The organism is Pseudomonas baltica (assembly GCF_014235765.1).
GTDB classification, from domain to species: Bacteria; Pseudomonadota; Gammaproteobacteria; order Pseudomonadales; family Pseudomonadaceae; genus Aquipseudomonas; species Aquipseudomonas baltica.
On sequence record NZ_JACMYH010000003.1, the window covers coordinates 220,880 to 234,390 of the forward strand.

Annotated in this window: 9 protein-coding genes; 6 read left to right on the plus strand and 3 right to left on the minus strand. The window is 64.3% G+C overall.

Annotation, left to right across the window (positions count from 1 at the left end):
* The first annotated feature begins 72 nt into the window (after nucleotides 1-72).
* From dadA to H7993_RS13435, 4 genes are all read left to right on the plus strand, one after another.
* Entirely contained in the window at nucleotides 73-1,374 is a 1,302-nt protein-coding gene (gene dadA, locus H7993_RS13420; RefSeq protein ID WP_185794671.1) for a D-amino acid dehydrogenase, read from the plus strand.
* A gap of 74 nt (nucleotides 1,375-1,448) precedes the next feature.
* Nucleotides 1,449-2,516, plus strand: coding sequence for an alanine racemase (gene alr, locus H7993_RS13425; RefSeq protein ID WP_185794672.1), 1,068 nt, complete (start codon nucleotides 1,449-1,451; stop codon nucleotides 2,514-2,516).
* A 138-nt stretch (nucleotides 2,517-2,654) separates the two neighbouring features.
* Nucleotides 2,655-3,203, plus strand: coding sequence for a cupin domain-containing protein (locus H7993_RS13430; RefSeq protein ID WP_122479948.1), 549 nt, complete (start codon nucleotides 2,655-2,657; stop codon nucleotides 3,201-3,203).
* An 11-nt stretch (nucleotides 3,204-3,214) separates the two neighbouring features.
* The gene (locus tag H7993_RS13435) at nucleotides 3,215-5,146 is read left to right on the plus strand and encodes an acetyl-CoA hydrolase/transferase family protein (protein ID WP_185794673.1); all 1,932 of its coding nucleotides are present in this window, start codon (nucleotides 3,215-3,217) and stop codon (nucleotides 5,144-5,146) included.
* 242 nt (nucleotides 5,147-5,388) lie between these two features.
* Here H7993_RS13435 and H7993_RS13440 read toward each other — a convergent pair whose 3' ends face one another.
* Both H7993_RS13440 and rep read right to left on the minus strand, forming a co-directional pair.
* Nucleotides 5,389-5,961, minus strand: a complete 573-nt coding sequence (locus H7993_RS13440) for a xanthine phosphoribosyltransferase (protein ID WP_122716026.1) — start codon at nucleotides 5,959-5,961, stop codon at nucleotides 5,389-5,391.
* Nucleotides 5,962-6,019: 58 nt separating this feature from the next.
* Nucleotides 6,020-8,029: a DNA helicase Rep gene (gene rep / locus H7993_RS13445; protein WP_122479945.1), complete on the minus strand. Its 2,010-nt coding sequence runs from the start codon at nucleotides 8,027-8,029 to the stop codon at nucleotides 6,020-6,022.
* 214 nt (nucleotides 8,030-8,243) lie between these two features.
* Between rep and H7993_RS13450 the strand changes: the two genes are divergently transcribed.
* Nucleotides 8,244-9,914 carry a putative bifunctional diguanylate cyclase/phosphodiesterase gene (locus H7993_RS13450; RefSeq protein ID WP_122479944.1) on the plus strand — a complete coding sequence of 557 codons (1,671 nt, stop codon included), beginning with the start codon at nucleotides 8,244-8,246 and terminating at the stop codon, nucleotides 9,912-9,914.
* Here H7993_RS13450 and H7993_RS13455 read toward each other — a convergent pair.
* Nucleotides 9,895-11,274 (minus strand): NorM family multidrug efflux MATE transporter, encoded by a 1,380-nt coding sequence (locus tag H7993_RS13455; protein ID WP_185794674.1) that lies wholly within the window; start codon nucleotides 11,272-11,274, stop codon nucleotides 9,895-9,897. The genes H7993_RS13450 and H7993_RS13455 overlap by 20 nt on opposite strands.
* 224 nt (nucleotides 11,275-11,498) lie before the next feature.
* Here H7993_RS13455 and H7993_RS13460 point away from each other — a divergent pair, with 224 nt between their 5' ends.
* Entirely contained in the window at nucleotides 11,499-13,490 is a 1,992-nt protein-coding gene (locus H7993_RS13460) for a methyl-accepting chemotaxis protein (protein ID WP_185794675.1), read from the plus strand.
* Nucleotides 13,491-13,511: the final 21 nt, after the last annotated feature.

A 13,511-nucleotide genomic window follows, 5' to 3' on the forward strand; every position in this document is an offset into this window, starting at 1 on the left:
CCTTTTTATACTGCCCACATCTTCGGACCTAACATCTTACGTCAGCGGATTTCCGCGATGAGGGCGACACACATGCGCGTTCTGGTACTCGGTAGTGGTGTGATCGGCACCGTCAGTGCCTATTATCTGGCTCGGCAGGGCATGGATGTGACCGTGGTCGATCGCCAGCCGGCCGTCGCCATGGAAACCAGCTTCGCCAATGCCGGGCAGGTATCGCCGGGCTATGCCTCGCCCTGGGCGGCGCCGGGTGTGCCGCTCAAGGCGATCAAATGGCTGCTGGAACGTCATTCACCGCTGGCGATCAAGTTGACCGGCGATGTCGACCAGTACCTGTGGATGGCGCAGATGCTGCGCAACTGCACCGCCAGCCGCTATGCGGTGAACAAGGAGCGCATGGTGCGCCTGTCCGAGTACAGCCGCGACTGCCTCGACGAGCTGCGCGCGGAAACCGGCATCGCCTACGAAGGCCGCACCTTGGGCACCACTCAGCTGTTCCGTACCCAGGCGCAACTGGACAACGCGGCCAAGGACATCGCCGTTCTGGAACAGTCCGGCGTGCCCTACGAATTGCTCGACCGCGAGGGCATTGCCCGCGTCGAGCCGGCCCTGGCATCGGTGACCGGCATTCTGGCCGGCGCCCTGCGCCTGCCCAACGACCAGACCGGCGATTGCCAGATGTTCACCACCCGCCTGGCGCAGATGGCCAAGGATCTGGGTGTGCAGTTCCGCTTCGGCCAGGCCATCGAGCGCCTGGATTTCGCCGGCGACCGCATAAACGGTGTCTGGATCGACGGCAAGCTGGAAACCGCCGACCGCTACGTGCTGGCACTGGGCAGCTATTCGCCGCAGTTGCTCAAGCCATTGGGCATCAAGGCGCCGGTCTACCCGCTCAAGGGCTATTCGCTGACCGTGCCGATCATCAACCCGGCGATGGCGCCGACCTCGACCATTCTCGACGAGAGCTACAAGGTCGCGATCACCCGTTTCGACAACCGTATCCGCGTGGGCGGGATGGCCGAAATCGCCGGCTTCGACCTGAGCCTGAACCCACGTCGCCGCGAGACCCTGGAAATGATCGTCAATGACCTGTACCCGCAGGGCGGCGATCTGGCCCAGGCCAGTTTCTGGACCGGGCTGCGGCCTACCACCCCCGACGGTACGCCGATCGTCGGTGCCACACCGTTCAAGAACCTGTTTCTCAACACCGGTCACGGCACCCTGGGCTGGACCATGGCGTGCGGCTCGGGGCGCTTGCTTGCCGACCTGATCGCGCGTAAAACGCCGCAGATCAGCGCTGCCGGTCTCGACATATCGCGCTACGGCCAGCCGTACGACACGGTTCGCCGAGGCCAGTCAGCGCCGGCGCACTCGTAAGTTTCACACCTGCTCCTCGCCCGGTTCGGTATACAACCGGGCGACTTCGTCAACTTTTGCACAAGAAGCCCGCCATGCGTCCAGCTCGCGCCTCTATCGACCTTTCGGCCCTGCGCCACAACTATCGCCTGGCGCGTGAAATGAGCGGGGCCAAGGCGCTGGCAGTGGTCAAGGCCGACGCCTACGGTCACGGTGCAGTGCGCTGCGCGCAGGCGTTGGAGGGCGAAGCGGACGGGTTCGCCGTGGCCTGCATCGAGGAAGCCCTGCAACTGCGCGCGGCTGGCATCGAGGCACCGGTGTTGCTGCTCGAAGGTTTTTTCGAAGCCAGCGAATTGCCCCTCATCACCGAGCATGGGCTGTGGTGCGTGGTGCACTCGTTGTGGCAGCTCGAAGCCATCGAGCAGGCGCGGTTGAGCCAGCCGCTGCAGGTCTGGCTCAAGCTCGACTCGGGCATGCACCGCGTGGGCCTGCACCCCAAGGATTACCAGAGCGCCTATCAGCGCCTGCTGGCCAGCGGCAAGGTGGCCAAGATCGTACTGATGAGCCATTTCGCCCGCGCCGATGAACTGGACTGCCCCAGCAGTACCGAGCAATTGGCGGTATTCGACACGGCGCGCCGAGGCCTGTCAGCCGAAATCAGCCTGCGCAATTCCCCGGCCGTGCTTGGCTGGCCGCAGATCCCCAGCGACTGGGTGCGTCCGGGCATCATGCTTTACGGTGCCACACCGTTCGAAACCGCCACGCCTGCCAGCGCCGCTCTGCAGCCGGTGATGACCCTGCAATCCAAGGTCATCAGCGTGCGTGAGCTGCCTGCCGGGGAGGCCGTGGGCTACGGTGCGCGCTTCGTCACCCAGCGGCCGAGCCGAATCGGCGTGGTGGCCATGGGTTATGCCGATGGCTACCCGCGCCTGGCACCCAACGGGACGCCGGTGCTGGTCGACGGCGTACGCACCGGGTTGGCAGGGCGGGTGTCGATGGACATGCTCAATGTCGACCTGACCGATGTGCCCCATGCCGGCGTCGGCAGCACGGTCGAACTGTGGGGCAAGCAGGTGCTGGCCAGCGACGTGGCCCATGCTGCCGGGACCATCGCCTACCAGATCTTCTGCAACCTGCGCCGGGTGCCTCTGCAGTACCTCTAGCGCAACCGCTGGCGCCACGGTCGGGGCGCGTTGCGCCCATGTGCCGCGGCGGCGCCTGCCAATGTGTTGTAAATCCCGAACGCTGTTGCCATGATACCGGCCATCATGAACTGCACAGCATTCCAGGAGGCTTACGCATTGGACGTCGGCGAACGACTGCAAGCCATTCGCAAACTCAAGGGTTTGTCCCAGCGTGAACTCGCCAAACGGGCGGGCGTCACCAACAGCACCATTTCCATGATCGAGAAGAACAGCGTGAGCCCCTCGATCAGCTCGCTGCGCAAGGTGCTGGGCGGGATCCCGATGTCCATGGTCGAGTTCTTTTCCGAAGAGCTGCAAGCCGAACGGCCGACCCAGGTGGTCTACAAGGCCAGTGAGCTGATCGATATCTCCGACGGCGCGGTCACCATGAAGCTGGTGGGCAAGGCCCATCCAAGCCGGGCCATTGCCTTTCTCAGCGAGGTCTATCCACCCGGCGCCGACACGGGCATGGAAATGCTCATGCATGAAGGCGAAGAGACCGGCATCCTGGTGGAGGGGCGCCTGGAATTGGTGGTTGGCCAAGACACCTACGTGCTGGAAGAGGGCGACAGCTACTACTTCGAAAGCAGCAAGCCGCATCGCTTCCGCAATCCGTTCGATACGCCGGCACGCCTTATCAGCGCCGCCACACCGGCCAATTTCTAGGGAGCCTGTGCATGGTCCAGCGATGTTCCATCGAGGCAGCCGTGGACCAGGTGCTCGAACGACTGCCTGCCCACATTCACATGGGCATGCCGTTGGGCCTGGGCAAACCCAACCGCTTCGTCAACGCGCTGTATGCCCGGATCAAGAGCCTTCCCCAGCGACGTCTGACGATCTACACCGCACTGGTGCTGGGCCGGCCACCCTTGGGCGACGGTTTGCAGAAGCGCTTGCTCGAACCCTTCGTGGAGCGCGTTTTCGGTGATTATCCCGAGTTCGAGTTTCTCGCCGACCTGCGCCGTGACGAGCTGCCCGCAAACGTCAGCGTGCAGCAATTCTTCATGCAGCCGGGCAGTTTGTTGAGCAGCACGACGGCGCAGCAGAGCTATATCAGCAGCAACTACAGCCACGCCGCTCGCGACATCAATGCCAAGGGGCTGAACCTGGTAGCGCAACTGGTCAGCCAGCATCCCGAGCAGGCCGGTCGCCTGAGCCTGAGCTGCAATCCGGACATCACTCTGGACCTGCTGCCGATGATCGAAAAGCGTCGCGCTGCCGGCGAGACCATCCTGGTGCTGGGCCAGGTCCACGAGGCATTGCCGTTCATGCCGGGCAGTGCCGAAATCGACAGCGCGGCCTTTGACCTGCTGGTCGATACCGCAGAGCGCTCGACGCTGTTCTCGACGCCGAACATGCCGGTCGGACTGCAGGATCACTTCATCGGTCTGCATGCCAGCACCCTGGTGCGCGACGGCGGCACCCTGCAGATCGGCATCGGTGCAATGGGCGACGCGCTGAGCGCTGCCTTGCTCGCGCGCCAGGCGGACAACGGCGGCTACCGGGCGCTGCTCGCTGAACTCGATCTGTCGCCCTGGCAGGCGCTGATCCAGGCCGAAGGTGGGGTGGAGCCTTTTGCTACCGGCCTGTACGGCTGCAGCGAGATGTTCGTCAACGGCCTGCTGGCCCTGGCCGAAGCAGGCGTGATACGCCGCAAGGTGTATCCCGACGTGGCTCGCCAGGCGGCGGCCAACGCCGGTGTGCTGCACGCCGACGAGGACCGGGACGGGGTGGTGGTGCACGGCGGTTTCTTCCTCGGGCCGAACAGTTTCTATGAGCGCTTGCGCGAGCTGCCCCCGGCCAGCCTTGCGCAGTTCGACATGACCGCGATCAGCTACATCAACGAGTTGTACGGCGACGAGCAACTCAAGCGTCTGCAACGGCGCGATGCGCGCTTCATCAACACCGTGTTCACGGCCACGGTCATGGGTGCGGCGGTGTCGGACCAGCTCGAAGACGGTCGGGTCATCAGTGGGGTCGGCGGGCAATACAACTTCGTCGTGCAGGGGCATGCCCTGGAAGGCGCGCGTTCGGTGCTGATCCTGCGCAGTTGGCGCGAGTCGGCGGGGGTGATCAGTTCCAATGTGCTGTGGGACTACGGCCATTGCACGATTCCACGGCACCTGCGCGACATCGTCGTGACCGAGTACGGCATCGCCGACTTGCGTGGGCGTACCGACGCCGAGGTGATCGAGGCGATGATCAACATCAGCGATTCGCGCTTTCAGCCCAGCCTGATCGACGAGGCCCAGCGTGCCGGCAAGTTGAGCCTGGATTTCGTGCTCGATCCGCGCTTCGCGAACAACACCAGCGAGCGTCTGCAGGCGATTCGCGAGCGGCATGCTCCGCTGTTTCCGGAGTATCCGCTGGGGTGTGACTTCACCGATGAGGAAAAGGACCTGCTGCGGGCGCTGAACTGGCTCAAGAGCAAGTTCAAGCTCAGCGAAATGCTCGAGCTGGGCAAGGCGGCGCTCGAAGCGCCCCCGGCCAACCGCTACCCGCTGCACCTGCAGCGCATGGCGCTGGACCAGCCGCAGGGTTTGCGCGAAGAGCTTTACCAGCGTTTGGTACTGGCCGCCCTGCAGGAGACCGAAACCCCGGCGTTCTAGGCGTTACACCGCGTGCTCCCTTCGCGGCCGATGACCGCTCCTACGCAGGCCAGTGATGCCAGCCATAGCGGTCATGGGTCGCTCCCACGCAGGCCAGTGATGCCAGCCATAGCGGTCATGGGTCGCTCCCACGCAGGCCAATGATGCTCGTCGTAGCGGTCATGGGTCGCTCCTACGCAGGCCGATGATGCTCGCCGCAGGAGCGGTCATCGGCCGCGAAGGGCTGGATGCGGTGTATCAGGTCACTCCAGGAAGGTCACGACGCCGTTGGCCAGCGACTGCACGCGCGCCAGGGACTCTACGCGATAGCCCTGTGCATCGAGCTCGGCGCGGCCGCCCTGGAAGGATTTTTCGATGACGATACCCAGCCCGGCCAGCTTGGCACCGGCCTGGTTGATGATCGAAATCAATGCCTGCGACGCCTTGCCGTTGGCCAGGAAATCATCGATCACCAGCACGGTATCGCTGCTGTTCAAGTGACGCGGCGAAATGGCCACGGTGCTTTCGGTCTGCTTGGTGAACGAATACACCGAAGCCACCAGCAGGTTTTCCGTCAACGTCAGCGACTGATGCTTGCGCGCGAAGATCACCGGCACGCCCAGGCGCAGCCCGGCCATCACCGCCGGCGCGATACCCGAGGCCTCGATGGTGACGATCTTGGTGATCCCGGCATCGGCAAAGCGGCGAGCGAACTCGTCGCCGATCTGCTGCATCAAGAGCGGATCGATCTGGTGATTGAGAAAGGCATCGACCTTCAATACCTGATCGGAAAGCACGATGCCTTCTTCGCGAATCTTTTTGTGCAGAGCTTCCACGGTGGTTCCTCAATGTACCAATGTGCGCGGGCCGGCTGTGGCCCGGGCAGAGTTGAATTCAGCGTTTGAGCATGGCGCGGATATCGGCCAATGCAGTATTGCCGCGCACGGCTTTGACTTCCGTGGGCGTATCGTCGTTGCCTTCCCAGGCCAGATCGTCGGGCGGCAGCTCGTCGAGGAAGCGGCTGGGCGCGCAATCGATGATCTCACCGTACTGCTTGCGCTTGGCGGCAAAGGTGAACGCCAGGGTCTGCCGCGCGCGGGTAATGCCCACGTAGGCCAGACGGCGTTCCTCCTCGATGGTGTCGGCTTCGATACTGGAACGGTGCGGCAGGATTTCCTCTTCCATGCCCATGATGAACACGTAGGGAAATTCCAGCCCCTTGGAGGCGTGCAGGGTCATCATCTGTACGCCCTCGGCGCCGTCCTCTTCTTCCTGCTGACGTTCGAGCATGTCGCGCAGCACCAGCTTGCCGATCGCTTCCTCAACCGTCATGGCGCCGTCTTCGTCTTTCTCCAGGGTGTTCTTCAAGGCCTCGACCAGAAACCACACGTTGCTCATGCGGTAGTCGGCGGCCTTCTCGCTGGAGCTGTTGGTGCGCAGCCACTGCTCGTAGTCGATGTCCATGATCATGCTGCGCAGCGTGCCGATCGGGTCTTCACCGGCGCACTGCTCGCGGACCTTGTCCATGTAGCGCTTGAAGCGGCCCAGGCGATCGGTGAAGCGGGCGTCCAGATGTTCGCCCAGGCCGATCTCATCGGTGGCCGCGTACATCGAGATCTTGCGCTCGGTGGCATAGTTGCCGAGTTTCTCCAGGGTCGTCGAGCCGATTTCCCGGCGCGGCACGTTGATCACGCGAAGAAAGGCATTGTCGTCGTCCGGGTTCACGATGAGGCGGAAGTAGGCCATCAGATCCTTCACTTCCTGACGCCCGAAGAAGCTGTTGCCGCCGCTCAGGCGATACGGAATCTGGTGGTGCTGCAACTTCAGCTCGATGAGCTTGGCCTGGTAGTTGCCCCGGTAGAGGATGGCGAAGTCACTGTAGGGCCGGTCGGTGCGCAGGTGCAGGCTGAGAATCTCGACGGCCACCCGCTCGGCCTCGGCATCTTCGTTGCGGCAGCGGATCACGCGGATTTCATCGCCGTGACCCATTTCGCTCCACAACTGTTTCTCGAACGCGTGGGGGTTGTTCGAGATGAGCACGTTGGCGCAGCGCAGGATGCGGCTGGTGGAGCGATAGTTCTGCTCCAGCATGACCACCTTCAGCGACGGGTAGTCGTCCTTGAGCAGCATCAGGTTTTCCGGACGCGCGCCACGCCAGGCGTAGATCGACTGATCGTCGTCGCCGACCACGGTGAACTGGTTGCGCGTGCCGATCAACAGCTTCACCAGCAGGTACTGGCTGGCGTTGGTGTCCTGATATTCGTCCACCAGCAGGTAGCGGACCTTGTTCTGCCACTTTTCGAGAACGTCGGGGTGGTCCTGGAACAGCTTGACCGGCAGCAGGATCAGGTCGTCGAAGTCCACCGCGTTGAACGCGCGCAGCGTACGCTGGTAGTGGCTGTAGACGATGGCGGCGGTCTGCTCCTTGGGGTTGCGAGCCTGCTCCAGCGCCTGGGGCGGCAGGACCAGGTCGTTCTTCCAGGCGCCGATCATGTTCTTGATCTCGTCGACGCCGTCTTCGCCCGAGTACTCCTTCTGCATGATGTCGGTCATCAGCGCTTTCACGTCGGCTTCGTCGAAGATCGAGAAGCCTGGCTTGAAGCCCAGCCGCGCGTGTTCCTTGCGGATGACATTGAGGCCCAGGTTGTGAAAGGTCGACACGGTCAGGCCGCGGCCCTCGCCGCCGCGCAGCAGGCTGCCGACGCGCTCTTTCATCTCGCGCGCCGCCTTGTTGGTGAAGGTCATGGCGACGATGTACTGGGCACGAATGCCGCAGTTCTGGATCAGATGGGCGATCTTGCGGGTGATCACGCTGGTCTTGCCGGAGCCTGCACCGGCGAGCACCAAAAGAGGGCCGCCGACGTAGTTCACGGCTTCTTGCTGCCGGGGGTTGAGTCGGGACATGACGGGAGTCACTGACGAAATGGCCGCGCATTTTAGCACCGCTGGTTCAACTGTGCCGCGACCGCAGATCCATTAAAATTTGCCGGTTTGCCGACTTTGCAGCAGGATGTGGTTACACGTTGACACGTACTGTGGATTGGGTCTGCCCCGAGCTGCTGGCGAGGCCGTTTTTAAGCGCTATCGAATGACTGTGAAACTGTCCCAAGGAGCTCGTTTGTCTACGCCTGTCGAACCCGCGCGGCTGTTGCTGCTGGCCCAGGATCGCACCTGGGCCACGTCGCTGCGTGAGTGTCTGGCGACCCTTGGCAATGTGGCCACATTGATCGAGGCGTCCGCCTGGGATCCTGTGGCTGCGCACTTCGACAACCAGCCCGGCACCTTGCTGCTGACCACCACCGCCCTGCTGCCGGCGCCCGGCCGTTGCGCGCTGCCGATCGTGCTGCTGCTGACCCAGGAGCCGGACGAGCCGCCGCCGGGTGCCAGCGACTGGCTGGTGCTGGGCGAACTCACCAGCGACACGCTGCGCCGCTGCCTGCGCCATGTGCGCGAGCGTGGCGTGCTGCAGGACACCCTGCAGCGCCTGGCCGAGCAGGACCCGCTGACCGGCATCGCCAACCGCCCCGGTTTCCAGACACTACTGGCCGCGCGCCTGGCCGAGCAGGAGGGCCGTGGCGTAGCCCTGGGCCACCTGGACATGGATAACTTCCGCCATGCCAACGATGCGCTCGGGCACCAGGCCGGCGACCGGCTGATCCTGCAGGTGGTGGCGCGCCTGAAGAAGCAGCTCGAGGCGGGCGATCAGGTCGCTCGCCTGGGCAGCGACGAGTTCGCCTTGTTGCTCGACACCCGGCGCGATCCATCGCGCGCCGAACGCCTGGCCGCCAACATCATCGAGGCCATGGCCGAGCCGTATTACGTGGACGGCGAGAGCCTGCTGATCGGCTGCAGCCTGGGCATCGCCCATGCCCGTGCCGGTGCTGGCGCCGATCCGCTGATGTGGCATGCGCACATCGCCATGCAGCAGGCCAAGAGCACCCAGGGCTGCAGCTATCATTTGTTCAACGAACGCATCAACCGTCATGCACGCAGCCTGGCGGACCTGGAAAGCGAGCTGCGCCGCGCCCTGCGGCGTGACGAGCTGGAGCTGCACTACCAGCCGCGGCTGGACCTGAGCGGCAATACCATCGTCGGTCTCGAGGCCCTGGTGCGCTGGCGCCACCGCGAGCGTGGCGTGCTTGCCCCCGGCGAATTCGTGCCCCTGGCCGAGCAGAGTGGGCTGATCGTACCGATGGGTTACTGGGTGATCGCCCGCGCCCTGCGCGACATGCAGACCTTGCGCGATGGTGGCTTCGAACCATTGCACATGGCAATCAACCTGTCGTTCCGGCAGTTCCAGGACAGCCAGCTGCTCAGCACTCTGGGGCGCTTGATCGCCGAGCGCGGCATCGACGCCGGCTGGCTGGAATTCGAACTCACCGAAACCGCCGTGATGCGCCGCAACGACCTGGTGAAGCGGACCATGGACGCCTTGGGCTGCCTGGGCGTGCGTTTCTCCCTCGACGATTTCGGCACCGGCTTCTCCTCGTTCGTCCACCTGAGCAGCCTGCCGATCGCCTTGCTCAAGATCGACAAGAGCTTCGTCAGTGGCATGGAACAGCGTCCGGAAAACAGCAAGTTGGTCCACGCCATGATCAACCTGGCGCACAACCTTGACCTCAAGGTCGTCGCCGAGGGCGTCGAAACCCCCGAGCAGCTTGCGTTGCTGCGCGATTTCGGCTGCGATCAGGTGCAGGGTTACCTGATCAGCCGGCCCCTGCCATTGGAGCAGCTGCAGGCATTCCTGCGTTTCGGCCAGGCCCAGGCCATCAGGTCGCCAGCGCCGTAGGCCCGGCCAGACGGCGCAGTCGGCGCATGCGCCACTCGAACGCCCAGGTCAAGGTACAGGCCGAGCACAGCAGGCCCAGCGCCAACCCCCACCACACGCCCACCGCACCCAGCTGGAAGTGGAACGCCAGGCTCCAGGCCGCTGGCGCACCGATTGCCCAATAGCAGAAAAGCCCCACCAGAAACGTGGTCTTGGCGTCCTTGAGGCCGCGAATGGCGCCCATGGCAATGGTCTGGATGCCGTCGAACATCTCGAACCAGGCCGCCACCGCCAACAGGCTGATGGCCAGTTCGATGACACCGTGGAAGGCCGGATCGGCGCGGTCCAGAAAGACGCCCACCAAAGGGCCCGGTGCGAGCCAGAACAGCAGGGCGAAGCCGAGCATCACCACCGCACCGAAGCCGATGCCGACCCGCCCGGCCAGGCGCGCAGCCAGCAAGTGCCCGGCGCCGTAGTGCTGGCCGATGCGCATGGTCACCGCGTAGGACATGCCGGCAGGCACCATGAAAGCCACCGAGATGATCTGCAGGGCAATCTGGTGCGCCGCCAGGGGCGTGCTGCCCATGGTGCCGATGCACAGCGCGGCGAAGGCGAACAGGCCGACTTCCACGGCGTAGGTGCCACCGATCGGCAGCCCCAATCGCCACAACTCGCGCAAGGCCGGCAGTTTCGGCCGGGCCAGACCCTTGAGCAGCGGGTAGGGCGTGTAGGCACGGTGATAGCGGATGTACAGCGCCAGCGCGATGGCCATCAGGTTGCTGACGATCGCGGTGACCATGCCGATGCCCACCAGGCCCAGTTTGGGCAAGCCGAACAGGCCCTCGATGAACGCATGGTTGAGCAGGTAGTTGGCTACTGTGGCAATGATGCTGATGACCATCACCGGCGTCGCCCGACCCAGCGCGGCGGTGAAGCCGCGCAGCGCCATGAAGCTCAGGAAGCCTGGCAGCGCGAAGGGCAGCAGCAAGAGGAACTGGGTGGCGAAAGCGACGTTGGCCGGAGTCTGCCCGAGCATGGCCAGGACCGGCCCCAGGTTCCACAGCAGAACCGCCGCCACCGCCGCCATGCCCCAAGCCAGCCACAACCCGGCCTGGGTCAGGCGCGCCACGCCTTGCTGGTCGTTGGCACCCTTGCGGATCGACACCAGGGTGCCGACTGCAGCGATCACGCCGATGCAGAAAATCGAGACGAAGGAATAGCTGGCCGCCCCCAGGCCGCCGCCAGCCAGCGCCTCGGGGCTCAGGCGGGCCATCATCAGGGTGTCGGTCAGGACCATCAGCATGTGTGCCAGCTGCGAGGCGATCAGCGGCCCCGCCAGCCGAAGCAGGGCCTGAAGTTCGATACGTACGGTGGGCTGCATGATGAATCCGGCTCGGTCGGCTCAGGGGTGGGACGCAGGATTCTCAGCCTTGTGGCAGCGCAACGCAAATGTGATGTGTAACGTCCATGTCGCAGTGCGGCGCTCAAGTATTCGTTTGGATCGCCGATGTAGCAGTACCAATAAAATCAAGGATGGCAGGTGCTCGAAAGGTCTGGACCATCCCTGGCACTGCCTGCCACGTACACGTTTCCCAGGAGCTTCACATGTCTCAACCTCGCGCTCGTATCGCCACGCAACTGGGCATTGCCCTGGCCGTGATCCTCGCGATCGTCATCACCGGCAGCACCGCCTTCGCCCTGCGTTCGCTGGACATCGCCAACCTGGCCATCCGCGAACAGCACATGGCCAGCGAGGCGCGGCTGCTGGCCGACCAGCTCAGCACGTTCCACAGCACCCTGCGCGACAGCACCCAGCGTCTGAGCGGGCTGTTCGAGAAGCGCTTCGCCGGCGGCCTGAGCGTGGACGCCAGCAGCCCGGTCACCGTGGCCAACCAGCAGACACCGAGCCTGCGCCTGGGCAGCCAGACCCTGAACAACGACTTCAAGGAAGTCGACGATTTCAAGCAGCTGACAGCGGGTGTCGCTACGGTGTTCGTGCGCAGCGGCGCCGAGTTCGTGCGCATCAGTACTTCCCTGACCAAGCAGGATGGCAGCCGCGCGATCGGTACCGCGCTCGACCATGCCCATCCCGCCTACCAGCGTTTGCTCGACGGCCAGAATTACATCGGCCGTGCGGTGTTGTTCGAACGTTCCTACATGACCCAGTACACACCGGTGCGCGACGGCTCGGGCCAAGTGATCGCGGTATTGTTCGTCGGCTTCGACTACACCGACGCGCAGAACACCCAGTTCGCCAACCTGCAGCGCTTCCGCATCGGCCAGACCGGCTCGCTGGCCTTGCTCGACGAGCAGAATCGCTGGCTGGTAGCGCCAGCCAACGTCAACGACCCGGACGCTGCCGCCAAGGCATTGGCCGACCTGGCACTGCTGGATGGCAAGGGCCGGTTGTGGAACGACGGCAAGCAGGACATCTTCTCCGAAGCGGTGACATTCCCGGGCGGGCCCTGGAGCGTCGTGGCGAGCATGCCCAAGGCAGAAATCAATGCCGTGACCTGGAGCGTGGGGACGCAACTGGCGATCGGCAGCCTGCTGGCCATGCTGATCGCCGTGGGCGCAGCCATCTGGCTGTTGCGCAGCAAGCTGCGGCCTCTGAGCGAACTGGTGCGCCAGGCCGAAGCCCTGGGCGCGGGTGACCTCGATGCACGCCTGAAGGTGTCCAGCCATGACGAAATAGGCCAGCTGGCCAGCAGTTTCAACCACATGGGCGAAGCCTTGTCGAACATGGTCGTGCACATCCGCAATGCCGCCCATGAAGTCAGTGGCCGCGCGCAAACGTTGTCGAGCCTGTCGGCGGGCGCCTACGAGGGCATGGAGCACCAGTCCGGCGAGATTTCCAGCATGGCCGGCGCGGTCGAGGAATTCAGTGCGACGTCCCTGGATATCGCCGACAACATGGGCCACACCCAGCGGATGGCCCAGGACAACGCCCAGCAGACCCGCATCGGTCGAACCTCCATGGACGAGGCGTCCAATTCTCTCGAGCAGATCGCCGGCGCGCTGAACAGCACCGCTGGGGTGATCAACACGTTGGGCCAGCGCTCGCAGGAAATCGGCGGCATCGTCGGTGTGATCACCTCGATTGCCGAGCAGACCAACCTGCTGGCCCTCAACGCCGCCATCGAAGCGGCCCGTGCCGGCGAGCAGGGCCGGGGCTTTGCCGTGGTCGCCGACGAAGTGCGCAGCCTGGCCTCGCGCACCCGTCAGGCCACCGATGAAATCTCCGGCATGATCAGCAGCATTCAGAAGGAAACCGCCAACGCCATCAGCACCATGGACCAAGGCAACGTGTTGATGCGCGAAGGCCTGACGCGCAACGCCAAGGTCGCCCAGGCGTTGGCGCAGATCGACGAGCAGAGCCGTTCGGCCGGGAATCAGTTCGATGCCATCAGCACCGCCACCCAGGAGCAGAGCAGCACGGCCACCATGCTCAGCAGCAACCTGCAGAGCATTGCCATGACCAACGGCGAGCAGCGCGAGGTGGTGTCCAACCTGGCCCAGACCGCCCGCGAGCTGGAAGGCCTGGCCGCAGAGCTGCGCCAGGAAGTGAACCGTTTCCGTGTAGGCGGTGCCCGCTAGCGGCAGGCTTCGGCGCGACCG

What these genes read in the sequence shown, in the direction of transcription:
- dadA (WP_185794671.1), top strand. Translation starts at nt 73, where the DNA reads ATGCGCGTTCTGGTACTCGGTAGTGGTGTGATCGGCACCGTCAGTGCC.
- alr (WP_185794672.1), top strand. Translation starts at nt 1,449, where the DNA reads ATGCGTCCAGCTCGCGCCTCTATCGACCTTTCGGCCCTGCGCCACAAC.
- H7993_RS13435 (WP_185794673.1), top strand. Translation starts at nt 3,215, where the DNA reads ATGGTCCAGCGATGTTCCATCGAGGCAGCCGTGGACCAGGTGCTCGAA.
- rep (WP_122479945.1), bottom strand. Translation starts at nt 8,029, where the DNA reads ATGTCCCGACTCAACCCCCGGCAGCAAGAAGCCGTGAACTACGTCGGC.
- H7993_RS13455 (WP_185794674.1), bottom strand. Translation starts at nt 11,274, where the DNA reads ATGCAGCCCACCGTACGTATCGAACTTCAGGCCCTGCTTCGGCTGGCG.
- H7993_RS13460 (WP_185794675.1), top strand. Translation starts at nt 11,499, where the DNA reads ATGTCTCAACCTCGCGCTCGTATCGCCACGCAACTGGGCATTGCCCTG.